18 protein-coding genes and 1 pseudogene are annotated in these 25,455 nt (G+C 38.8%); 7 read left to right on the forward strand and 12 right to left on the reverse strand.

The window, feature by feature from the left end; all coding sequences use genetic code 11:
* The 4 genes and pseudogenes from HCG49_RS16260 to rlmB form a co-directional block, all read left to right on the forward strand.
* Window positions 1–521: pseudogene (locus tag HCG49_RS16260) on the forward strand (hypothetical protein); the annotation flags it as partial.
* Window positions 522–530: 9 nt separating this feature from the next.
* The gene (locus HCG49_RS16265) at window positions 531–2,033 is read left to right on the forward strand and encodes a SusD/RagB family nutrient-binding outer membrane lipoprotein (RefSeq protein WP_168470579.1); all 1,503 of its coding nucleotides are present in this window, start codon (window positions 531–533) and stop codon (window positions 2,031–2,033) included.
* Window positions 2,034–2,045: 12 nt separating this feature from the next.
* Complete coding sequence (locus HCG49_RS16270; protein WP_168470580.1) at window positions 2,046–2,936, forward strand: hypothetical protein; 891 nt, start codon at window positions 2,046–2,048, stop codon at window positions 2,934–2,936.
* 434 nt (window positions 2,937–3,370) lie between these two features.
* The gene (gene rlmB / locus HCG49_RS16275) at window positions 3,371–4,114 is read left to right on the forward strand and encodes a 23S rRNA (guanosine(2251)-2'-O)-methyltransferase RlmB (protein ID WP_168470581.1); all 744 of its coding nucleotides are present in this window, start codon (window positions 3,371–3,373) and stop codon (window positions 4,112–4,114) included.
* Here rlmB and HCG49_RS16280 read toward each other — a convergent pair.
* Window positions 4,111–4,848 carry a rhomboid family intramembrane serine protease gene (locus HCG49_RS16280; RefSeq protein ID WP_168470582.1) on the reverse strand — a complete coding sequence of 246 codons (738 nt, stop codon included), beginning with the start codon at window positions 4,846–4,848 and terminating at the stop codon, window positions 4,111–4,113. The two genes, rlmB and HCG49_RS16280, sit on opposite strands and share 4 nt — an antisense overlap.
* A gap of 225 nt (window positions 4,849–5,073) precedes the next feature.
* Between HCG49_RS16280 and HCG49_RS16285 the strand changes: the two genes are divergently transcribed.
* Window positions 5,074–6,351: a replication-associated recombination protein A gene (locus tag HCG49_RS16285; protein ID WP_168470583.1), complete on the forward strand. Its 1,278-nt coding sequence runs from the start codon at window positions 5,074–5,076 to the stop codon at window positions 6,349–6,351.
* A gap of 716 nt (window positions 6,352–7,067) precedes the next feature.
* Here the strand turns inward: HCG49_RS16285 and HCG49_RS16290 are convergent.
* The 7 genes from HCG49_RS16290 to HCG49_RS16320 form a co-directional block, all read right to left on the reverse strand.
* Window positions 7,068–7,946 carry a hypothetical protein gene (locus HCG49_RS16290; RefSeq protein WP_168470584.1) on the reverse strand — a complete coding sequence of 293 codons (879 nt, stop codon included), beginning with the start codon at window positions 7,944–7,946 and terminating at the stop codon, window positions 7,068–7,070.
* Window positions 7,947–8,068: 122 nt separating this feature from the next.
* On the reverse strand, window positions 8,069–9,499 hold the full coding sequence (locus HCG49_RS16295) for a DUF5723 family protein (protein WP_168470585.1): 1,431 nt from the start codon (window positions 9,497–9,499) through the stop codon (window positions 8,069–8,071).
* Between the two features lie 2 nt (window positions 9,500–9,501).
* A complete protein-coding gene (locus HCG49_RS16300; RefSeq protein ID WP_168470586.1) occupies window positions 9,502–10,053 on the reverse strand; it encodes a hypothetical protein in 552 nt (183 codons plus the stop codon).
* Between the two features lie 75 nt (window positions 10,054–10,128).
* Window positions 10,129–10,818 carry a YjjG family noncanonical pyrimidine nucleotidase gene (locus tag HCG49_RS16305; RefSeq protein WP_168470587.1) on the reverse strand — a complete coding sequence of 230 codons (690 nt, stop codon included), beginning with the start codon at window positions 10,816–10,818 and terminating at the stop codon, window positions 10,129–10,131.
* Window positions 10,811–12,058 (reverse strand): polysaccharide deacetylase family protein, encoded by a 1,248-nt coding sequence (locus HCG49_RS16310; RefSeq protein ID WP_240938724.1) that lies wholly within the window; start codon window positions 12,056–12,058, stop codon window positions 10,811–10,813. Before HCG49_RS16310 ends, HCG49_RS16305 begins: the two co-directional genes overlap by 8 nt.
* Window positions 12,059–12,209: 151 nt before the next feature.
* Window positions 12,210–12,908: a RadC family protein gene (gene radC / locus HCG49_RS16315; protein ID WP_168470589.1), complete on the reverse strand. Its 699-nt coding sequence runs from the start codon at window positions 12,906–12,908 to the stop codon at window positions 12,210–12,212.
* A 618-nt stretch (window positions 12,909–13,526) separates the two neighbouring features.
* On the reverse strand, window positions 13,527–14,888 hold the full coding sequence (locus HCG49_RS16320) for a UDP-N-acetylmuramate--L-alanine ligase (RefSeq protein ID WP_168470590.1): 1,362 nt from the start codon (window positions 14,886–14,888) through the stop codon (window positions 13,527–13,529).
* A 346-nt stretch (window positions 14,889–15,234) separates the two neighbouring features.
* On the opposite strand from HCG49_RS16320, the gene HCG49_RS16325 reads away from it, so the two are divergent.
* Together HCG49_RS16325 and HCG49_RS16330 are read left to right on the forward strand one after the other, a co-directional pair.
* On the forward strand, window positions 15,235–21,306 hold the full coding sequence (locus tag HCG49_RS16325) for an alpha-2-macroglobulin family protein (RefSeq protein ID WP_168470591.1): 6,072 nt from the start codon (window positions 15,235–15,237) through the stop codon (window positions 21,304–21,306).
* A 77-nt stretch (window positions 21,307–21,383) separates the two neighbouring features.
* The gene (locus tag HCG49_RS16330; protein WP_072763887.1) at window positions 21,384–21,758 is read left to right on the forward strand and encodes a DoxX family membrane protein; all 375 of its coding nucleotides are present in this window, start codon (window positions 21,384–21,386) and stop codon (window positions 21,756–21,758) included.
* Between the two features lie 178 nt (window positions 21,759–21,936).
* On the opposite strand, the gene HCG49_RS16335 is transcribed toward HCG49_RS16330, so the two are convergent.
* From HCG49_RS16335 to HCG49_RS16350, 4 genes are all read right to left on the reverse strand, one after another.
* A complete protein-coding gene (locus HCG49_RS16335; protein WP_168470592.1) occupies window positions 21,937–22,458 on the reverse strand; it encodes a DUF4136 domain-containing protein in 522 nt (173 codons plus the stop codon).
* Window positions 22,459–22,603: 145 nt separating this feature from the next.
* A complete protein-coding gene (gene obgE, locus HCG49_RS16340; RefSeq protein ID WP_168470593.1) occupies window positions 22,604–23,617 on the reverse strand; it encodes a GTPase ObgE in 1,014 nt (337 codons plus the stop codon).
* A gap of 58 nt (window positions 23,618–23,675) precedes the next feature.
* Window positions 23,676–23,858: a hypothetical protein gene (locus HCG49_RS16345; RefSeq protein WP_168470594.1), complete on the reverse strand. Its 183-nt coding sequence runs from the start codon at window positions 23,856–23,858 to the stop codon at window positions 23,676–23,678.
* A gap of 390 nt (window positions 23,859–24,248) precedes the next feature.
* Window positions 24,249–25,355 (reverse strand): adenylate kinase, encoded by a 1,107-nt coding sequence (locus HCG49_RS16350; RefSeq protein ID WP_168470628.1) that lies wholly within the window; start codon window positions 25,353–25,355, stop codon window positions 24,249–24,251.
* Window positions 25,356–25,455: the final 100 nt, after the last annotated feature.

Genomic DNA, 25,455 nt, shown 5'->3' on the forward strand with positions numbered 1-25,455 from the left:
AATTACAGCTTTTTAAACAGTTTTCCTATTTTAAATCACCTCAAAACACTAGCAAAATCAATACTTCAACAGTTATTCAACTCTTTTTTCAGGGGATGGCTAAATTAACTAAACACAGTGCTACCGCTGGAAGACAACCATTTGTTTTCCCTAACTCATCTTACGAAGACGGATCTGGCGGATATGTAGCCAACAATAACCGTTTGACATCAGGAGGCGGGAATGCTTTTTGGGATTCATATAACGATGTAAAAGAAAATTATGTAACAGATGCGACCACCCTTAAATTAAGGGAAGTTTCTTTAACCTATTCTTTGGACCAAAAAGTATTGGAACAAATAGGAGTAGATAACTTAACCATTGGATTGTACGGCCGTAACCTTTTGACCTTAAGACCAAAGGACAATGTTTATACCGATCCTGAATTTAACTTCACCACAGGAAACGCTATAGGAGTTGGTACACAGTCTCAGACTCCTCCGACTAGACAGTTTGGTTTAAACTTATCTGTAACTTTTTAAAAAAAAAACATGAAAACAAGAAATTTTAAAAATTCTACCATATTACTGCTCGCCATTTTGTTGGGAGCCGTGAGCTGTAGTGACTACTTGGATGTCAACGACAATCCAAATGATCCTCCTATTTCTACCCCGCAATTGACTTTGCCGGTGGCACAGGCGAGTTTGGCAAACTTAAATGCCAGATCAATGACCTACTTGGGCCAATATATGGCCTACAACTGGGCTACACCCTCTAACTGGTCTGCCAACGCAGATTTTGCTAGATATAACGTTACCACAAACTTCTTCACGACTGTTTTTGAGACCAGTTATGTAGATATCTTCAAAAACCTGACGTATATAGAAACTTATGAAGACCCTACTGGCGCAGTTGATTATAGTGCTTACAAGGTTATTTCATCTACCCTTAAGGGGTTCCAATACCAATATTTGGTAGACCTTTATGGCGATGTTCCTTATAGCGAGGCAAATCAAAGAGGAGCAAATACGACTCCAAAGTATGACGATGCCGAAACCGTTTACAAAGCCAATATCGATGCTTTGACACAAGCGGCCACCTTGGCATTAAACTTACCAGACACCGCTGAAGATCCAGGGTCACAAGATATTATCTTTAATGGCCATATGGACGAATGGGCTGCCTTTGCCAACACTATTAAGCTTAGAATGTTGGTTAGATTGAGCAACACAGGACAAGACAGCTACATCAAGGATCAAATTGCATTAATCAACGCTAATGGTGCTGGTTATATCGCATCCGATGTTAATGTAAATCCTGGTTATTCTGATGCTTCAGACAAACAAAGTCCTTTTTACGGTTATTTCCGTAATGTAAACACCAATTCACAAACCGATAGAGGTGACTTTACAGTAGCTAGTGATTATGCCTTGGACTTCTTAGCCGAAACCAATGATGACCGTTTGTCTAGAATTTATGCGCCTGCTCAATCAGGAGGTGCCTTTAAAGGTGCTCCACAATCTACGGTACTTCCAGGAAGCGGATTCACCAGTAATGATCTTTCAAAAGTAGGTCCAGGCCTTCTAAGAAGTGCTGATCAGGACCAACCAATTATGTTACTTTCTGAAAGCTTATTGCTTCAGGCAGAGGCTGCTGTTAGAGGTTACATCCCTGGTGGAGACGCTGCTGCAGAGGCTCTTTACAATGAAGCCATTACAGAGTCTTATATCTACCTAGGTGTCGAAGATGCCGAAGCTGCTGCACAGGCCTACTACACGCAAGATTTGATTAATGTAGGATGGACCTCTTCTTCTAATAAAATAGAAGCAATCATTACACAAAAATGGGTGGCATTGAACAGTACTTCCTCTATTGAATTGTGGATTGAAAAAACAAGGACCGGTTTTCCAGCAGGATTACCTGTCCCTGCAGAATCTGATGGTGTACGTCCAGTAAGACTGTTATACCCAGCATCTGAGGTAGCAAGAAACAAAAACAATGTTCCTTCCCAATCTGTTGGTGACGCATTTACTAGTAACCCATTTTGGAAATAAAATATTCAAACGATGAAAAATATATTATATAAACTAAATTATGTTGCAGTCGCAATTGCTGCCATGTTCATGGTTTCCTGCGATGCACTTCTCGAACAAGATGAAACCGATTTTGGTCAAGGACCAATATTGGCTCAATTCGAAAAGACGAAAGCCGAATTAAATATCATAAAGGATCCTGAAAACACGCCTATTGATTATGAGGTTGCCATCACTTTTTTCGGTGGAAAAAATGTACCCTTAGACAGAGACGTTGAAGTATCTATTGCCACCAGTGCTGATTCGGAAGCTAAGGAAGGTGTAGAATTTGAGTTGAATGCCACCTCCTATACCATCCCAGCAGGTGAGACTTCGGTAATAGCGAGTATAAAGATCCTTACCGGAAATTTGGTTCCTTTTGAATTTAAGGACATTGTTCTTGAAATTACAAGTTCATCAGAATCGGTATCCGATAACAACACTACCGCTATCACCCTGAAGGCTCTTGACTCTAATACTTTGGCAGGAACTTACACGGTTGAAGTTGGTGAATATTGGAATTCTGGAAATTATATCGCTAGTTACGCAGGCAGAACCTTTGTTGTTGCCGCTATTGCACCAGGATTGTACAGACATGAAGGTATTGCCTTCTGGCCTGATGGAAACGATTTCTATTTTACGGTAGATGCAGAAACTAATGTTATAACCGTTTTAGGCAATGACCCTGATGGAACTCCGACCTTACTGAATGGATCTCCAATTATGAACTGTGCTGGCGGAAAATTTGAAATGGTTCCATGTACAGATGAGACCAACAAAGCTACTTTACAAGCAGATGGACATCATATTATAGAACTTACCACCGGTTATTTTAGAGGTGCAGGAGCTACTAGGGAATTTTTACAAAAGCTGGTTAGAAACTAATAGTAAACAGCAAACTTTTTAATACTCAAGAAAAGTCGCCTAAATTAAGTTTTAGGCGACTTTTTATTTAAAGAAAGTGCATGTCTAAATAACAGCATTGTTTAATACAACTTTTATTGGTTTATACTTGAAATAGCAAAAAATAGCCCTTCAAATCCTAGAGTGGCCCTGCCATAGCAGCAGTCACCTTTACCATGAATTAAAATTCTAAAGGAACACTCCTTATACTTTACAATAGTTAAACTTGAAAGAGGCATACATTAATTTGAATGCCTCTTTTTTTATTCTCCAAAATTATACAGCCCAAAAAATAAGACACCATCCATCAAGTTTAAAGCAATATGAATCACTGATACAATACCTTAAAGTATAAATCAAATGTTCTAATGAAAATTTTCCCCCATAACAACTTCAATTTTTTATACCTTTGCCAGATGAAAAATGAGGACTACCAAATTTTTGGGATTCGCGCTATTATAGAAGCTATAAACGCCGGTAAAACCTTGGATAAGGTTTTTATACAAAAGGGATTAAAAGGGGATTTAATCAAGGAACTAGAGACCTTGATCCGTAAAAACGGCATAGGTTTTTCCTATGTCCCTATTGAAAAACTAAACAGGCTTACCAGAGGAAACCACCAAGGGGTTATTGCCTCTATCTCGCCCATCGCATTTTACGAACTCGAAGAATTGGTCGAGAAAGTGCTGGCAAATGAAAACAAGGTTCCCTTGTTCCTATTGCTAGATCAGCTTTCCGATGTCCGTAACTTTGGCGCAATTATTAGAACTGCCGAATGTACCGGTGTAGACGGTATCATCATACAAAAGAAAGGTGCCGCTCCAGTAACTGCAGATACCATTAAAACTTCTGCAGGGGCCGCTTTTAAAGTACCTATTGCCAAAGTAAACCATTTAAAGGATGCTGTTTTCTATTTACAGGCCTCTGGCATTAAGGTAATTTCTGCTACTGAAAAAACAGAAAGCACCATTTATGACGTTTCCCTAAAAGAAGCTTCAGCAATTGTAATGGGCTCGGAAGATGTGGGTATAACCCCATCCATTTTAAAAGCCTCGGACGCTACGGCAAAACTACCATTATTAGGAGAAATAGGTTCGTTAAACGTATCTGTTGCCTGTGGAGTGTTTTTGTACGAAGCGGTAAGACAACGCTTAAATTAGGGATCTTTTTTCCTTTCCTTATACTCGTAAATAATTTGAATGGAGTCTACACTTGTGTCGGCTCCATTTTCTTTTTGTTCTATAAAATTCCCGTCCTCATCAAAATGTTGTAGAAATACATCATCCTCTTCTGGGTAATCTTCATGCTCCCAATCGTATTTTTTTACAGCTGGCAATTTGGCCTTGACAAGGATAGCCAACAGCAACCCGCTCAGGAACCCACCTAAATGCCCCTCCCACGATATATCTTCCTTTACGGGAAAAATATACCATAGCAAACTACCATACACAAACACCACTATAAGAGATAGGGCCACCAACCGATAGTGTTTTGTAAAAATTCCTTTAAAAAAAATAAAACTTGCCAACAGATAAATAACACCGCTTGCCCCAATATGATACGAAGGCCTACCGATGGCCCAGGTCATTAAACCAGAGAGCAACACCCCCCCTACCATTATACGCAGTGCTATACTCCTATAAAAATATACCAATGCCGCCAAAAGGATCGCCAATGGTATGGTATTATTATAAAGATGTTCCACAGAAGCATGCAAAAAGGGACTAAAAACAACCCCTCTTAATCCTTTTAAAGTCCTAGGGTAAACACCATACTCATTTAGGTTTATGCCAAATTGGAGCTCTGCCCAATAGACCGTCCATATAGAAAGTACAGCACCCAAAGGAACTAATAGTATCCAATCCGAATATGTAAAATACTTCTGCTCTGTCATAACGAACACCAAAAAAACTCTAGGACATGGTGCTATACGAATGTAACATATTGTCTCCTAATTCTAAACTTTTTTAAATACTATAAAGTAATACCAGGGGAATGCTCTGGGAATAAGAGTCCTGCACACATACTAATCCAAAGCCCATATTTCGTTGTTAAGCCTACCAGGTTTTTCCTGTAGACCATAAATTATAATGTATAATTTTTATCTTACTTTTATACCATGAACGAGCCACTTGCAGAAAGGGTACGCCCTAAAACCCTCGAAGACTATATCAGCCAAAATCATCTAGTCGGTGAAAAAGGAGCCTTGACCCATCAAATTAAAAAAGGCATTTTACCTTCCTTAATCCTTTGGGGGCCCCCAGGCACCGGAAAGACTACCTTGGCCAATATTATCGCCCAGGAAAGCGGACGCCCATTTTATACCTTAAGCGCTATTAACAGTGGCGTTAAAGACATTAGGGAGGTCATTGAAAAGGCCAAACAAAGTGGCGGACTTTTTACCGCTAAAAACCCGATTCTTTTTATTGATGAAATTCATCGTTTTAGCAAGTCGCAACAAGACTCTCTCTTGGCCGCTGTTGAAAAAGGCTGGGTTACCCTTATAGGTGCTACCACCGAGAACCCAAGTTTTGAGGTTATTCCCGCCCTATTGTCACGATGCCAGGTATATATCCTAAATGCTTTTGGAAAGGAAGATCTGGAAGCCTTGCTCTACAGGGCTATGGAGATTGACGATTACCTGAAGTCGAAAAAAATAACGCTTAAAGAAACCGAGGCACTCATGCGCCTTTCTGGAGGTGATGGCCGTAAACTGTTAAATATTTTTGAACTCATCGTAAATTCCGAGGCCTCGGATACCATCACTATTACGGATGAAGCCGTTCTAAGTAAAATTCAGAAAAACACCGTATTATACGATAAAACTGGGGAACAACATTACGATATCGTATCTGCTTTTATAAAATCTATCCGCGGCAGCGATCCCAATGCTGCTGTATATTGGTTAGCCAGAATGATCGAAGGGGGCGAGGACGTAAAATTCATCGCTCGTCGCTTGCTTATATTGGCTTCCGAAGACATAGGCAATGCCAACCCCACGGCTTTGGTCATGGCCAATACTACCTTTCAATCGGTAACCACTATTGGCTACCCAGAAGCGCGCATCATATTAAGTCAGTGCGTCATTTATTTGGCCACTTCGCCTAAAAGCAACGCTAGCTATATGGCCGTTAACCACGCCCAGCAATTGGTAAAACAAACCGGTGATCTTTCCGTTCCTATTGCCCTGCGAAATGCCCCAACCAAATTAATGAAGGATCTAGGGTATGGACAGGAGTACAAGTATGCCCATGACTACGCCAATAATTTTGTAGCCGAAGAGTTTTTTCCAACTGAATTGTCTGGCACCAGCCTCTATAAGCCTGGAAACAATCCACGTGAAAATTCCTTAAAAGACTTTTTAAAGAACCGCTGGAAGGATAAATACGATTTGTAGAAAAGGTGTGCATCGCAATGTACAACCCACCTCATCGAATAAGAAAGCTGTAGGGCCGCTCAATAAAATTAAGTAAATGAAATGCTTTTATACCTTGTAGCATTATTGTTTGGGCGTTCCCTCCTTCGTCGGTCGGGCCATTGGCTATATCCCTTGCGCTGCTGCGGGGATGCCGCCGCTGTCCCTAACGCGGAATTCAGGGAACCATAAACAGTTTTAGCACTAATCAGGGAAGTTCAAATATCTAAAGCGGGCAAGCTTAATAAGGATAGATCAATAAATCATATTCGCCGCTAGTCCCACAACTTGTCCGAAGAGGTACGGATTATTTCCCCATACCCGCAAAAGGGGCTAACTTCCCAATATATTTTTCAATGATTATTATCAACCTGCTAAAGCCAAGGCGCAGGCTGAAACCTTATTCTAACTGCAGGTCCTTGCATTTTCTGTGCGGTACCTTTGGGTAATCGTTCCATGGAATCTTGCGTTAGCTATTGCAGCGGCATCCTTTTTTAATAGGCCATGAGCCGTTTAAAAAAGATACAGCGGAAAGAGCGACCCGATAGGGGAACGCCCATATAGAGCCGGAGATTAGGCACTCTAAAAGACCGCCAAACCGCATTAAAGTAGAAACAAAAAATAATGGTTTGCTATGAGCCATTCGCCCATTACAAACCATTATTCTTAATTGTTCACAAGTGTCGCTGTAGCCGCTCTTAGAATTTAATATTCAGCTCCTTATTGATCAACTCCTCACCTTGGTAATATTCAAAAATCCATTTCTCGCCCTTTTTATAAACAATACCATCGACCTGTTGGTCCGTTTTGGCCATATAAAAATTCTTGAGACTGGTTTGATACAACTTCATGGTGATTTTAGGAGTACTATCTACCAATTGATAGCCGTTTGTAATGGCTTGGGCATACAAAACCGCGGTATCCTTTATAAGTTTTACGTGATGCAAAGCAGGATCGGCAGCAACGGGTTCCATACTTTTAAAATATTGTTCCTCCAAGGTAGCCTTTTGCTCTACTAGCTGTTGCTGCTTAGTTGCTGCTTCATTTTCAGCGGCATCTCCAAACCTTATATTTTTATCCTTTTCCGCTGGGTCTTGCAAGCGTACGACATCGTCCTTAAAACTAATGGATACCATAGCATTTTTGTCCTTGGGCGTATAGGTATAATTTAATTTTGCAATGTCCTTAAAACTGTTTTTTATGGCTTCTGAATACGCAGCCCTATACTCCTTTTCCTTGCTTCTACCTTCTCCCGTAAGAAACACTTCTTTATTAGCGCAATCCGTTAGAGACAGCTTTACCTTGGTAGTGAACAAGGAAGAGTCGTCTATTAATTTAACCAATAGGCCTTTGCAACGATCTACCATCAGCTCTTCTGGCAAATCATTGTCGTAGACCGCTGTAAATCCGTTTTCTACAAAAAGCTGTTTCATCAGGGTACTGGTCAAGTACTGGTTCTCTGACTTAAAGGCCTCAAATTTTGCAGGAACAATGATATACTTATAATTATTTATGTCAGATTGTGCCATCCCGTAATAACTAAAAAGAAAGCACAGGGATACTATAATATTTTTCATATGGGTTTTATTTATTGTTTTAACGTTCCCACGTAATTTGCATAGCTGAATTCGCCTTTGCGACCAGCTTTTGGCCATGCTCATTTCATAAGAATCGTAAATTGATTGCTATAGACTCAGACTTATTTCTTGCCCCAAGTTATGATATTTAATCCTAACTGAAAAGAAGTGTAATGGCTATCTGCTATATTTTCAAAGGCTAGAAGATTATCCACCATCGCGTAAAAATTTACCGGACCTGCCTGTACATTTAGCCCCAACCCTATATTTGAAAAGGAATATTTATCGATGGTATAGGTGGTCTTTAATGCCAGGGAATTCCCTAATCTACGCAAATAAAAGGCGGTAAGCGCTGCTTGCGGCCCCCTTGGCCTGTTGATGGCATATAATTGTGCTCCCACTGCGTTTACATATCTCTCGCTACCCCGATAGCTAGCATATCTATAATCGCATCCACAATAATCACGAGAAGACATTGTCTCTCCAAAGTTATACCGCAGGGATCCATATAGCTTGGTAGGCCGAAAAGAAATATAGTTTTGTTTGCTTTGGTTAAAAGGGACCAATGCTTCTACCTTATCTACCAATTCCTTCCAAAAGTCAGTCTCCGTTGGGGCAAAGGCATCGGGCAAGATCACTTCGATACCCTCAACAGTAGCCTTTCCTTTTACGGTATAATTACGAACATTGGTGCTATTATAAATAAAGCCCAAGTCTAAAACACTAGCGGTCATAACAGTTTGCTCATTCAGCTGATAAGAAAACCCAAAATCGACCCCTAGCCCTAGATTGCCTCCAAAAAATAACCGCTTTGTTAAAATTCCCGATAAACGATCGGGATCTTCATCTATGGCACGGTAAATCTCTTCTATTCCCGAAGATCTAAACTCCATATCGGCATCTATGGTATTTGCCAGAAGATTATTTTCCCCCTCCTCTGTGACATAATAACCACGGTTTTTAGTGCTGTTAAAATTCACAGCACCAGAATATATTTTGGCTCGTCCTCCAACGGTCAGTTCCCTATTGATCTTTTTATTGATCCCAAAATGATAAACATTCAGTATTTCACCACGCGTTTTAAGGTGCCCTAAATTAAATTCCTTTCCGATATAATCTGCATTACCTTCGAAACCTAGTATCGCATAATCCTTAAACCAATACCCAATAGCATCCCCTTCATTATAAATTCCGAAGGAATAAAAATTGGTTGGGTTCCTCCCCCTAAAGCCTCCGCTCAACAGTTCAACCTGATAGGTGCCGCTAAGGTCATCGCCACTACCCATTCCTTCGATCAAACGGTCCCGAACCTTGTCGTTAATATCTAAACCATCATCGGCAAAAATATCGTTTACGGTCACCCCACTAGAGCCATTTTGATAAGAAATTCCGGATAGCCCAGGGATACCGGCATACCATTGAAAATCTGTCTGCATTCCCGGATTAAGCATCAGGGCTTGCGGAATATCGGTAAAATCATACAGGAGTTCTTTGTTTTGGGCATTCACAAAACTGCAGCACAACAAAGCAAAAAATAAAATTAATCTATACATTCTTATTTTAATCGAATCTTGAATTCCGCACTGGATTTCAAAATAATTTTAGGATCATCCAAGGTAGACTGGGAAGCATTGTCACCCCGATTAATTACACTTAGTCTGATACTCGAAATATTTCTTATGATTCTTTGGGTGTCCGCTTGGTTATACTCTACGGTATCATCCAAAACGATTGGTTCATTGATTGCAGGGCCTACGGACAAATCAGCACTATCTAAAATAATACCGTTTTCATCTAAATACGTAACCATAATATCTAAAGACTTAGAGGTAGTGTTTACAACTTGGTAGGTAATACTGCCTTCAATAACCCTATCGGCTATAAAATCTTCATTAAAAGCATCAAAATTGTAGTCTTCACTAAAACCAAATACTCCTGGAGGGAGGTTGTTTATGGCCGTTTCTGAAACTTCATAGTACAAAAGGCTAGCCGGCACCGTTGGAGTAATTTCCAAATCTTGATACTGATCAAAATCCTGACGTTCTACACATGATACCCCTGTTGCCATTAGGGCTAATATCATTGCTATTTTTAAAATCCTTTTCATCCTCAATAAATATAAGTAGCCAACCCTAAACTAGTAAATAGGAATTACGCTAACTGTCTGTTACAAAGTATAACCTTATAAATAGGTTTTTATTTCCTCCAGATCGTGTATAATATCGCAATATCCATGAGCAGGTTCTTTGTGGGCATTAAAGTGAAGGGTATGAAACCCCACCGCCTTGGCTCCTAAAATATCCGCTTCTATACTATCCCCTATCATCATAGATCTTTCGGGGAGGGTATTTGCTCTTTGTAAGGCTAATTGAAAAATTACCGGATCGGGTTTCTTTACTCCCGCCATTTCCGAATTTACAACCTGCCCAAAAAAGCTATCAATATTGGCATTACGCAACTTTTTATCCTGAACCTCTTGAAAGCCATTGGTAATAATATGAAGCTTGTAGGAAGGTTTTAGATAATTTAAAATTTCCATCGTATTAGGAAAAAGATGGTTATAGGTCGATAAATATTCTATATACTGATCAGACAATCGATATATAAGCTCATCGGACACTGAATATCCCAAGCGCACAAAGGTAGTTTTTAATCTTTGATATCGCAGTTCCTCCTTTGTTATTTTTCCTTCTCTGAACAATTTCCAAAAATCCATATTTAGCGGCACATACACCTTAAGAAAATCGTCCAAGGCAATTTGCACGAAATTTTCCGCTAGAATTTTCTCGAAGGTCAAAGCCGAATTCTTTTCAAAATCCCAAAGGGTATGATCCAAATCAAAAAACACATCGGTAACTGTTTCTTTATACATGTACTTTTTCTATTACATTAGCATATAATTCTTTCCATTCTACGGTACCCTCACCTCCTAAAAGTTCATTGGAAAATACCGTGATAAATTTGCCATTGACCTTTTTCACCTCCTTGTACAGGGAGCTTACAGCCAATAGGGCATCCTCCTTATTTTGGTATTTTAACAAGCCGTAATCGTGCACAGAAAAGGGATGTACCTTAATGGGCTGCTGAACCTCCAACGTAATATCATATAAATAAAATGGGGTACAAGTGCCTGCCCTAAACCCTATTTCATGACTATACCCCATGGTGTAATCATCCGTAAATCCGGCATCAATCAAATCTCTATATGTTATAGGTACATCTACCCTGTTATACCGTAACCTACAATTATTAATAGGTCTATGGATAACATTGGACAAGTTCTTTTTCTCTTGCTGTAACAAGCTTAAATCATTGAAGGAACTATAAGAGCATGACAACGCTACAATATTATAATCGGCAACAGATTTAATAAGATGTTTAAACTGATTATTATTTGGGGACACATTCTTGTCGTAGGTAGAATACTCTGCAAACTGAAAAAAGAACATCCCTTTGATACTATATTTTTTATGGGCATCTAAGAGCTCAAAGAAATTATCATAAGGGTCCTTTTTTACATTTGCCCATACGGCAACCCGTTGAAAAACCCGTTTTATACGCAAGGACGCCAAATCTAGGAGGAGTCCGCCCAAGCCCCTCACCAATCCTCTATGGGAAAAACTATGGGAGGCAGTTACATCTATTACCGAAATATATTGATATGGCTTCAGTTTATAATCTAGTTCCTTAAAGCGCTCCTTTAATTTATCCAGCAACTTATAGGCCCAAATATCGACCACAGGTTTTTGTAAAAATTTATTTTGATAGGCCAAACTATCCTTGGGCGAAAACCGCCCATGCATATCTTTTACATGTGGCAAATACTCCTCATAACGGCTCAGCAGGTAAAAACTGGCAGAAAAAATATCGAAAGGCACACTACTGCGGTCACCAGCGGCAAAAAAACATGGTGTCCCTTCCCAATCCGATACGTGAATTTGTAAATCGTTGATCCCTTGTTCAAATAGTAAATCATTGCTACGGACAAAGAATTCGTTTTGTAAGGGCTGTTTGGTATAGGTGATTTTTGGCCCGGAATGCTTAATAAAATCCTCTACCTTGGTAGTATAAGTAATTTCTATCCCTAACACCTTGGTAAATATATGTCGCATAACATACGTAAACCTCGAGGTAATTTTGTGGGTATATATCAATAACATAAAACGTTGGCGTCTAAATTATAATATAGGGCAACAACCAAAAGGTTTACAGCCTATGCTCGCTTCTCAATATTGGTGAGCTACCTTGGTTATGTATTTCTTTTTAAAGAATGTGTTCATCTGCAAAGCTAAAATATTCTTTCTGAGTTATGATCAAATGGTCCAATACTTTTATATCCAGAGCCTGGGAAGCTGTTTTTAGCTTATTGGTAATTTGCTTGTCTGCCACACTGGGCTTTAAGGTTCCCGAAGGATGGTTGTGTGCTAATATTAAACCAACGGCCCCCAATTCTAGAGCCTGTTTGAGCACCAGGCGAACATCGACCAAGGTTCCTGTAATGCCCCCTTTGCTTAATTGCCCCATTGTAAGTACGGTATTGGCATTGTTCAGATAAACAACCCAGAATTCTTCATGTGACAAATCGGCTAGCTTTGGATGTAACAATTCAAAAACATGACCACTTTCTGTGATGGATACCACCTTTTTGACCCCATTTTTTCTACGCCTTAATCCAATTTCCAAGGCTGCCGCGATGGTCACTGCCTTGGCTTCCCCAATCCCTTTAAACTGCATGAGTTGTTTTACGGACAGTTTTCCCAAATCGTTAAAATCGTTATTTACCGTTGCCAAAATGCGTTTTGCCAAAGCCACAGCACTCTCATTTCGACTCCCAGAACCAATTAAGATCGCTATTAATTCGGCATTAGAAAGGTCTCCCCTGTGTTTTAGCAATAATTTTTCCCTTGGCTTATCATCAGAAGACCAATTTTTAATAGGGATATAGGTTGGTTTTGGTTGCATTATCTAAAGATAATAATAATCGCTTACCCCAACACAATTTGACTTTAAATTACAAAAAACGAAGATAATCCCCTCATTACCAATAATTCTGACTTACAATAGGTTTCAAAAAAGCCGATACTACTATAAAAAAGAGACCGTGTTAATAAAAAATGGTTCCATACTCACTAACACAAAAATAATTCTTATAAATCAGGATTTTTTAAGGCAAGTGTACCACTGCCTTTACAATTAAATGTATCTGTACTTGCGGAATAGGGGTCGTATTCGCTTTTTCAGGGAATAAATTTACCACCACTTAGGTCGGTTACAATACTGTCTTGATACTCAAAGTCAGCCTTTAATGTTTCTTGGGCAATTCCTTATCGCTCTAAATCAAAGAATCTATGGCCTTCCATAGCTATAAACTAGTGCTATAGGGGTAGTCTATTATTGAAAATATAAAAACACTATATATGGCATTTCTTTCAACATAAGGATGTCGAAAAAATAAAGGAAGGTATAAAAATCAACAGAGCTCCTATGATCGGAGCTCTGTTGATTTTAAAAAGGACGAGCGAGTAAAATGCTGGCGCTAATAATGGAATTTACTTTTTACAAAAATTGTTGATAAACGCTCTAGTGCGATTCGACCATCTCTTTTACAGCCAATAAATCGAGTCCGCCATAATTACCGGAACTCATTAACAACAAGGCTGAGTCTGTTATGTTTTGGGAAAATAAAAATTCTTTAAAAGCAGTGGCATCGGTAAAAACTTCTAAGTTTTGTCTCTCAAAAGCAGTCACAATTTGCGCTTTGGTCACCTCTTGTAATTGTTTGATCTTTACCGACTCTGGAGAATAAAATACGACTGCCATATCTGCGGCATCTAAAGCACCTTGGTATTCCTTTAAAAATTCTGCATTTAGACTACTATAAGTATGGAGTTCTAAACAGGCTATTATTTTTTTATTTGGATATTGTTCTTTTACGGCACTTGTTGTTGCCGCTACCTTACTTGGGGAATGGGCAAAGTCCTTATAGGCAACACTGCTTTTTCCCTCGCCAATTTTTTCCAGTCTTTTAGAAGCCCCTTTAAAACTAGCAATAGCCTCATAAAAGTCGTCCTCGTCTACTCCCATGTTCTGGCAAATCCACTTTGCCCCCGCCAAATTATTGAGGTTATGTTTGCCAAAAACCTCTATCGGCATAGGACCCTCTGAAGTTTCCAAGATGGTCTCTCCATTTTCTACCTGATATTCCGGAGTACTATAAGGTAATTTCCTAATAGGGTTTTCGGAAGCCTCCACTACCCTTCTTACTTCTGCATCCTCTTCATTATAAGTAATGCTCCCTCCTTTTACAATACTATCAACAAATATTTGGAATTGCTCTACATATCCTTCATACGTAGGAAACACATTGATATGATCCCATGCAATGCCACTTAGCAAGGCAATATTAGGCTTGTACAAATGAAACTTTGGTCTTCTATCGATAGGAGATGACAAATATTCATCGCCTTCTAAAACTATAAAATCATTTTCCTCGGTCAGATGTACCATTCTATCAAACCCATCTAATTGAGCCCCTACCATATAATCTACTTCCCTACCGTGATAATTTAACACATGCAGAATCATAGATGTTATAGTGGTCTTGCCATGGCTCCCCCCTATTACGACCCTTGTTTTATGTTTTGACTGTTCATATAAAAATTCTGGGTAGGAATAAATGGTAAGCCCAAGCTCCTGAGCTCTTAATAACTCGGGATTATCTGCCTTAGCATGCATGCCCAAAATAACAGCATCCAAATTGGCATTTATTTTCTCGGGAAACCATCCGAAAGATTCCGGAAAAAGCCCTTGGTCTTGTAATCGGGTTTTAGAAGGTTCAAAAATTACGTCGTCACTTCCAGAAACGGTATATCCCTTATGGTGCAAAGCTAAGGCTAGGTTGTGCATGGCACTTCCTCCAATGGCAATAAAATGTATGTGCATTTACAAAAAATTATGCCGTAAAGATAAGGATTGTCATCACCTTATGAAATTTTACAACCTGGTTTTATCCGTGTTCTTCTTACCTATTTAACGCTTCAACAATAGAAACTTCACACTTCCTAAAATGATAAGCTATCTAACAACAATCCCGTATAGGCAATAAATATATTTTAAATAAAATATGAACAGCCGATTTACAGCTACAGCTACTAAAGGTAAACCATCATAAAAAAAAGCTATAAAAGCATACTGTAAACCCTTAACTTTCTTATTTATTTTACCAAGGAACCAAGCTTGGTATCTTTTTTGCATCTATGCTACTTTAGAAAGATTCATACCTATTCTTATGAGAAACCTTACCATCCTTATTACCGTCTTACTTTTTTCCCATTGGGGACAATCACAATCTAAAGCGCCTACTTATGCAGTGCTATGGGAGCAGGTACAAACTTTAGAAAAAGAGGCCATGACCAAATCGGCTATGGAGGTAGTTACAAAAATCTCCAATAAGGCCAGAAAAGAACGTAATGCAGTTCAAATTATAAAAGCCTTATTATATAACTCTAAATACATCCTAATTTTGGAAGAGGATGCACAGCTCAACATTATAAATAATTTTAAATCGGAAATATCCCAAAGCAGTTTTCCTACTAAAAATATTCTAGAAAGTTATTTAGCGCAAATGTATTGGCAATATTTTCAGGAGAACCGATACCGCTTTTACGATAGAACACCTACAGCAACACCTGTTGATAACGATGATTTTAGGACTTGGGACCTGACAACAATTTTTACAGCTATAGGAAGTCATTTTGATAGTTCCTTGGCTACACCTGATGCACTTCAGCAAGTAGACATTAGAGAATATTTGGAAATATTACATAAAGAAAAGGGATCCGAAATTTATAGACCTACCTTATTTGACCTTTTGGCACATAATGCAATCGATTTTTATAAGAGTAGCGAAAATAGCATCGCCAGGCCTGCCGATAAATTTGAAATTGACAATCCCGAGTATTTAAGTGAATTCTCCAAGTTTTCAACCTTTAATTTTACATCTGACGACAATACCTCTCAACAATTAAAGGCTTTATTAGCCTACCAACAACTGATAAAAGCTCATCAAAACGACGCCCTACCTTTTGCTCTGGTGGATATTGATATAGAACGATTAAAATTTATCCGTGACAATGCTATTTTTGAGAAGAAGGACCAGTATTACCTGGAGGCCCTACAACATGCTGCCCAATTATATAAGAACCAAGAAGCAGAAAGTTTCTATACTTTTGAAATTGCGCTCTTGTACCATCAGCTAGCAGAAAATTATATTCCAGGCACACAAGAAGAGCATCAATGGAAGCGAAAAAAGGCCCTAGAAATTTGCGAAACAGCCTTAAAAAAGTATCCAAAGGGTAAAACAGCAGAAAAATTCAGCCATTTACGCGCATTAATTTTATCTCAAGAACTTCAAATTACAACCGAAAAACACCTTCCTATTAACCGTACAGCCCGCCTATTGGTAAATTATAAAAATCATGACAACCTAAAATTTACCGCTTATCAAATTTCCCAAAAAGAACTTACAGCACTCCAAAACATTTACCCATTAGAAAATCAATTGCCTTTTATAGAAAAATTAAAGGTTGCTACCACCTGGGAGGCCAGATTAAAAAATGAAGGAGACTATATACCTCATAAAACGGAAGTGCTATTGCCTTCTTTAAATCAGGGGAACTACATTGTTTTAGCAACCCCTGTAGACAACGATGATAAAAAAAGTTTTGCTTTTAGCCCTGTCCAAGTAACCGATCTAGCCTTTATAGAGACTAAATCTCCCACGCATCACTTCTATCAAGTTGTAGACAGAAACAACGGAAAGCCGTTAAGTGGAGCAAAAGTAAGCTTTACCTACCAGACAGATACTAGGGCCCCATTCTTAAAAAAGTCTTTTGTTGCCGATGAAACCGGTATGGTTATCCTACCCTTAACCAAGGAACGATGGTTAAACACCACGACTAAAATCGAATATCACGGCGATACGGCATATTTTGGAAAATACAGCCTCTACCCCCGAAATAATTACGACGATTATGAGCATAGTAAACACACTACTTTCCTATTTACAGATCGGAGTATTTATCGCCCAGGGCAGCCCGTTTTTTTTAAGGGAATAGCCGTTTCACAGAAAGGACACACATCCTCCTTAATCACCAATACCCTTGTCAAAGCCCATTTACGCGATGTCAATGGCCAGGAAATAGCTGCCCAGGAATTTAAAACCAATGAATTTGGTTCCTTTGACGGCGAATTTATAATTCCCAACAATGGTCTTACAGGAACTTTTTCGATTGCCAGTACATCCGAAGATATAGCTCTGTCCGGAATCACTTCTTTTTCCGTAGAAGAATACAAGCGTCCAAAATTTAAAACCTCCTTTGATCCCATTACCGATACCTTTAGCGTACATGATAGTATAGAAGTAAAAGGTACTGCCTTAGCCTATTCTGGAAGTGCGATCAGCGATGCAACAGTACGTTATAGGGTACGCAGGCTCGTCAATTTTCCAAGATGGTTCTATTGGTTCCGCCCGAATTACGGCAGCTCCCCCCAAGAAATCGCGCATGGCGAAACAAAAACCGATGCTTTAGGCTTCTTCAACATTCCTTTTGTAGCCATTCCTGATAGTAATGTTTCCAAGGATGACCTCCCTATTTTCCTATTTGAAGTTACTGCGGAGGTGACCGATATTAATGGGGAAACCCAAAGTAGCACCACCACCATAAAGGTTGGTTACCATGCGTTATTGGCGAATATAGAGACAGCCCCATTTTTGGATAAAAACAAAAAGAACAATCTTGTAAACATAAGAACTAGCAACCTAAACGGACAGCCAGTACCCGCACAAGGAACCCTAAAAATCTATAAGCTCAAAGGTCCGGAATATGTTCTGCGACCAAGACCATGGGAAGCACCAGAGTACAAATTGGGAACTAAGGAAGAGTTTAAAAAAATATTCCCCCACGATGCCTACGACAAGGAGTCCGACCCTAACACATGGGAAAAATCGACCCTAGCCTACGAAACCAATTTTAATACCGGAAAGACCGGTGAAATTAAGTTGGGAAAAATAAAAAACTGGACTTCTGGGGTGTACCAAATAGAATTAGAAACCACTGATGCTTTTGGACAAAAGGTAAAAGACATGGCCAAGATTACCGTCCATGGATCTAATGACAAGCAAGTAACTGATCAAAAGCTCTTTGAAATAAAAACAGATCAGCACACCTATGCCCCTGGAGAAAATGCTACCCTAACTATAGGCAGTAGTGCTAAAAACTTAACGGTCACCTTATTTATAGAAAAGAACAAAACAATTGTTGACACCCAAATCATAACGCTACACAACAACACCAAAACGATCAAAATCCCCATTACCGAATCAGATTTAGGAGGGTTTTCGGTTCATTACACCTACAGTGCCTTTAATTCTTTTGAAACGGGAATTGCCAATATTAATGTCCCATATCCCAAAACAGACCTTCAAATAGAAACTGTTACGTTCCGCGATAAACTACAACCAGGCAGTGAAGAACAATGGTCTTTCACTATAAAAGGTGGACAGGGACAAAAGGTAGCCGCAGAAGTATTGGCTAATATGTACGATGCCTCTTTGGACGCCTTTCAAGACCATTCATGGAGCTTTACCCCTAGGTGGCAACCGACCTATTATTCGAGCCTATACAGCAATGCTTACCACAGTTATCGCGTCGAAAACTTTACTTATTTTAAGACCCCAAATGCTAAGTATCCTACATTTTCCCAAGCATATGATTCTTTTAATTGGTTTGGTTTTTATTTTGGGGAACGACACCGACTGTACCGCAATACTATGGTCATGAAAAAAGCCAATGGAGAAAATATCATCATCCAAGAAGATTCAGCTGCAATGGAAGAATCGGTATTGGCAGGTTTTGGAACACAAGACCAACAATCTTCCACCGAAATTGATGCTGAGAAAAACAAGAATACTATTGATCAGGTTCAAATTAGAAAAAATCTACAGGAGACTGCTTTCTTTTTTCCTCAATTACGTACCGATAAAAATGGTAATGTAAGCTTTAGTTTTACGAGTCCCGAAGCACTGACTACATGGAAGCTACAATTACTGGCGCATACTAAAAACTTGGAAAGCAAGCTTACCACCATGGAAGCCGTAACCCAAAAAGAAATAATGATAACCCCTAACGTTCCACGATTTTTAAGAGAAAGCGACAAAATTACCATCAGTACTAAAATTGCCAATATTACCGACAGCCATTTAAACGGGACCGCCAGAATTATTTTGGTCGATGCCGTTTCCGGAAAAGATATAACCAAAAACCTTTTGGTCTCTTCCCTAAACTCAAAGGATAGTATACCACCACACGAAACCCTGTCCTCTATTGCCAAAATCTCTTATACGGTAAATGCCCATGGAAATACAGAAGTTTCATGGAATTTAACAATACCCGAAAATCTTCAAGGCGTTCAATACACGATCATGGCTACGGCAGGAGACTATAGTGATGGGGAACAAAACTTATTGCCGGTACTTACCAACAGAACGTTGGTTACAGAAACCTTGCCCATGTGGGTAAAAAGCAATCAAACAAAATCTTTTGATTTAGAAAAACTAAGAACCAATACCTCATCAACCCTGAAACATCATCAGTTAAGTCTTGAAATAACTTCAAATCCTGCCTGGTATGCGGTACAGGCACTGCCCTATTTAATGGAATACCCCTTCGATTGTAGCGAACAGATATTTGCTCGATATTATGCCAATACATTAGCAAGTAGTATTGTCCAAAACCAACCAAGAATTCAGGAAGTATTTAAGCAATGGGCCAATACTGATGCAGTATTGAGTAATCTAGAAAAAAATCAGGCTTTAAAATCCATCCTTATTCAAGAAACCCCATGGCTACGGGATGCCCAATCCGAAACCGAACAAAAAAAGCGCATTGCCCTTTTGTTTAATCTTAACAAAATGAAAAATGAGCGTGAAAATGCCCTGAGAAAATTACAGAACAGCCAATTAGCTTCTGGGGCTTGGCCTTGGTTTAAGGGAGGTATTTCTAATAGGTTTATAACCCAACATATCCTTGCAGGCTTAGGTCATTTAGATCACCTTAACATTCTTAACCTTGATATGGCTACAGAGGAAATCATTAAAAAAGCCATCGCGTATTTGGATGCTGAATTTATGGAAGATTATGAAAAAATGAGAAAGGATTCCAACGCTTCCAATGCAGATCATTTAAGCCCCATTCAACTTCACTACCTTTATACTAGAAGCTTTTTTAGTAGTATTCCCGCCTCCAAAAAAGTTTCAGAAATCACCCTCTACTACAAGAAACAAGCACAGAAATTTTGGGTAAAGAAAGACTTGTACTCCCAAGGTTTGTTGGCCTTATTCCTACACAGGAGCAAGGATACCGCCAGCGCAAAAAAAATCATTAAATCCTTAGAAGAAAATAGTGTTACCAGGGAAGAATTAGGCATGTATTGGAAAGCCAACACCAATTCTTGGAACTGGAACCAAGCTGCTATTGAAACCCAGGCCTTACTGATTGAAGCCTTTTCGGAAATCAACAATGATACAGAAACGATAGATCAACTAAAACTATGGCTGTTAAAAAACAAACAGACCAATCAATGGGAAACCACCAAGGCCACTACCGACGCTGTTTACGCCCTCTTGTTACAAGGCAGCAATTGGTTGTCCGTTACTGATGCGGTTGAGGTGTCAATAGGCGAAAAGAAAATAGCGCCTTCAAAATTAAAAAATACCGCTACCGAGGCTGGTACGGGCTATTTCAAAGTTTCTTGGACAGACGATGAAATAGTCCCGGAGATGGCAAAGGTAGTATTATCGAAAAAAGGAGAAGGACCAGCATGGGGAGCAATGTACTGGCAATATTTTGAAGAGTTAGACAAGATTAGTCCGGGAAAAAGTCCGCTTCAGTTGAAAAAGAAGTTATTTCTAAAACAAGACACCGATACCGGTGAAGAACTGAGAGAAATAACGGCCTCATCCGAATTAAATTTGGGCGATGTGATCAGGGTACGTATAGAGATCCGAACAGATAGGGCCATGGAGTTTATACATATGAAAGATATGCGGGCTGCCGGACTAGAGCCCGTAAAGGTGCTATCTCAATACCAATGGCAAGACGGCCTTGGTTATTATGAAAGTACAAAAGATGCCAGTACCAGTTTTTTTATAGACTACCTTCCCAAGGGCGTTTATGTATTTGAATACGACTTAAGAGTAAATAATAAAGGGGAGTTTAGCAATGGTATTACGAGCATTCAAAGCATGTATGCTCCAGAATTCAGCAGCCATAGCAAAGGTGAAAGAATAAGCGTAAATTAGAATTTTTTAAACATTTAGCATTTACGCGTTGATATTTTTCATAAATTAACATATAATTAATTTAAAACCAAACTATTATGAACGCAACCTTTTTCATTGGATTACGAATCGTATTTGGAGTATTCCTCATTATCTTCGGATCGAATAAGTTTTTTCATTTTATGCCTGCCGGCCAAATGTCAGAAGCTGCCATGAACTATTTTTCTGCCTTAATGAGCACCAATACCATTAACATCATTGCCTTGGTAGAAATTGTCGCTGGAATATCCCTATTAATCAATAAGTTTGCCTCCTTGATGATGTTGATTCTTTTCATTATTTCAATCAACGCTATATTATTCCATGCCTTTCTAGAACCGAGCTCTATAGGTTTTGCCTTGGTATTACTGCTTTTAAATATTACCATGCTCTACGCATACAAGGATAGATATAAGGACATTTTAAGACCATAACAGCCCCTTATTTAAAACTACATAAATTTCTGATCGGGATATTGGATGTATACTCCTTTAAATCATAGGCCTTTCTAGAACAGAAAGGCCAAACTTTTTATGGTATTTAACTTCTCTTTTACTCATTTTTTTTCAAAGAAGAGAAAACCATAATATGTGTTATTATATAAAAAAGTGCTTACTTTTTGGGAGGGTATTTAGAAAATGCTTTAGCAACCAATTGTAGAAATTTTTGTTCTCGAACTTCTGGAGAACTGTTTTCATAAAAAGAACTTACAGCAATAGCTTGCCAAATAAGAGCCTCTTTTTGGCTATCGACGAAGTCTATTTGAACTTCCCTCTCTAGCTTGGAATTCCTCATCGGGATACCAATATTTACACCACCGCCCACATTTCTGCCAGATCCACCAATCCCCACTCCTACGGTGTTTCTCTGAACCCCGGTGTAAGAACGAGACTTTATATCAATTAAAATGTCCGGTTCTTCGGAAAGTCTAATCCCCTTATCGCGCAAATTAAAATCTATTGCCTTTATAAGACGTTTCCTGTCCAGTTCACTTAAACCGGTATCCATGTCTGCATAATAATTATAGGTAGCATAGGCCGAAAAATCAGCTGTCCTATCGTAATCGTACTGTACCCTTACAGCACTACAAGAAGCCAAAACCAATGCCACTAGTAAGATTCCTATTTTTTTCATGATGACCGTTTTATATAAAAGTAACAAAAAATAGCCTCCCCCTTTTATGATCAGAGCCATTAAATACCATAAAGCGATATTAAGGGAACAATATCAAAGAGAGCGTCATAGGAATCTTATTAAGGAAAAACCAAACACACTACGCCTAATCAGCCACATTGCGATTTAGCATTTCCCAAAGTCTATCTTTAAGCTCTACCAATCCTTGTTGTGCCACTGAAGACATAAACATATATGGTATTCCTTGTAGGTCCTTGTCAAGCTCCAACCTCATTTCTTCCATCAGCTCCTCATCTAACATATCGCTTTTAGAAATAGCTATCAATCGATCTTTATCTAGGAGTTCTGGGTTATACCTACGAAGTTCGTCTAACAAAATTTCATATTCCTTGCTTATATCTTTGCTATCGGCAGGGATTAAAAAAAGAAGCGTAGAGTTTCGTTCAATATGTCTTAGGAAATAATGTCCTAGCCCCTTTCCTTCGGCAGCACCTTCAATAATACCAGGTATATCGGCCATCACAAAACTCTTAAACTCCCTATATTCTACAATTCCAAGATTGGGTTTTAAGGTCGTAAATTCGTAATCTGCGATTTTTGGCTGCGCGGAAGTCAACACCGACAATAGGGTCGATTTTCCAGCATTTGGAAAACCAACAAGCCCCACATCGGCCAGTACTTTTAATTCAAAGATAAGATCGGCTTCCTTTCCCGGAATCCCCGGCTGTGCATACCTCGGGGTTTGGTTGGTAGACGTTCTAAAATGCCAGTTTCCACGTCCTCCTAAACCACCTTCCAAAAGAATTATTTCCTCTTGGTCATTGGTGATTTCCATAATTATTTCGTTGGTATCGGCATCTCTGATGACCGTACCTAATGGCACATCTAAATAAACGTCCTGCCCATCGGCACCTGTACTTCGACTTTTAGCTCCATGCTCGCCATGGCCCGCCTTAAAATGTCTTTGAAACTTATAGCCTAATAAGGTCCATAAGTTTTTGTTTCCTTTTATAATAATATGCCCACCACGGCCACCATCACCCCCATCGGGACCTCCTTTGGTTATAAACTTTTCCCTATGTAAATGTATAGACCCTTTTCCTCCTTTACCGGATTCCAAGTGCACTTTTACATAATCCACAAAATTGCCTTCAGTCATTTTTTTAGTTTATTTCGTTCCTTTTCTTAATTGAACTTTATTTTGGCATGGGTAGGCCTTAAAAAGTGTAGGTATATACGCCAAAAACATCCCAATATCCTTGGCCACAAATGTATACATTCTGTTTTATTTTTTCAACACTAAAGTCAAATCCAAAAACCTTGGTTTTAGGGTATTCCATAAAACCAAACTTCGAGGTCATTTTGGCCTTATAAACACAACCTACTACATACTTCGTCATTAAAAGGCTCCAAATCCATAAAAAAACCTCAGGGCTTCTTTATCAAAACCACATCGCGCTAGTTTGGCGAAAGATTGGGATTAGGGTAATTCCTTGAATAGAATAAAGATCCCTAAAAGAATCTTTTCTATTTCTTTAATTCTTGGTATAAAACTGCGCCATAGTGCTATCGGATCTAAATCTGAAAAGGTCATTTTTAGATTTTTACCCTCTAAATTTTTCTAGCCATACTACTATCCTAGGGTAGTATAATAATTATGTTTTTGGTTATTTACAACAATCATTAAAATACTCAGAAGTAAGCCTTTTTAATGAATCCCTAATAAGCAACCAGGTGATATTCTATGGCGCTGGTCAACTTTCGTCGACTATAATAAGAAGCTATTCTATTTATATTTCTTCGATAACCTTAGTCAATCGACTGGTAATATCCTCTATAGACCCAATTCCGTTAACGCTATGGAATTTCCCTTGTTCCTCGTAATAATCCTTTAGGGGAGCTGTTTTTTCGTTGTATTCGTCAAAACGGTTACGGATTTTATCCTCGTCTTGGTCATCACTTCTTCCACTTACTTTTCCTCTCTCTAACAAACGTTGAATAAGCACTTCGTCATTGGCATCTAAGGCAATAGTCGCATCTATTTTCATGTTTTTAGATACTAAAAACTGATCCAAAGCTTTTGCTTGTGCTGTTGTTCTTGGAAAACCATCAAAAATAAATCCGCTTGCTTCTGGATTTTTTTCTACCTCGTCCTGAAGCATTTTTATGGTCACTTCATCCGGTACCAAACCTCCCTGATCAATATATGATTTGGCCAACAACCCTAGTTCCGTTCCGTTTTTTATATTATAACGAAACACATCCCCTGTAGAAATGTGTTTCAAATTATATTTCTCTTTTAAAAATGCAGCTTGCGTGCCTTTTCCTGCTCCTGGTTTGCCGAACAAAACAAGGTTTATCATATGTTTTATATTAAGTTGATATACTTCTCTTAAATTTCTTCCCAGTTCTTTGTAATCCAATCCGTATCCCACGATGAACTTATCTGGAATTTTCATTCCAAAATAATCAATATCGTACTCCCCGTTATACACTTCATCTTTGTAAAACAAGGTGGCTACCCTAAATTCTTTTACCTTGGTCTTGGAAAATAAATCTATTAATTTTTTAACGGTTCTTCCGGTATCGATAATATCCTCTAAAATAATAACAGAACGTCCATCTATATTTTCGGGCACATCTAGTAATGTTTCTACGATTCCTGTAGAAGTAAGCCCCTGATAAGAGCTTAATCGCACAAAGGAAATCTCACAAGGATGTTGATACGCTTTTAAAAAATCGGCAACAAACATAAAAGAACCGTTTAGAACCCCAATAAATATTGGTGTTTCATCACGGTAGTCCGCCGCAACTTTGTCTGCCACTTTTTTTATTGCTTGCAGTATCTCTCCTTCGCTAATAAATGGCTTGAAATATTTATCGTGTAGCTTTATCACCGTTAATAATTTAATAAGATCACAAATATACCATTTTGATTTTTCTTTTTTAGTTGTCCAAGGCCAGTTTCTAAGATTTAGCCGTATTTTTGTCCTCATA

The organism is Arenibacter sp. 6A1, from assembly GCF_012272855.1.
Lineage (GTDB): Bacteria > Bacteroidota > Bacteroidia > Flavobacteriales > Flavobacteriaceae > Arenibacter.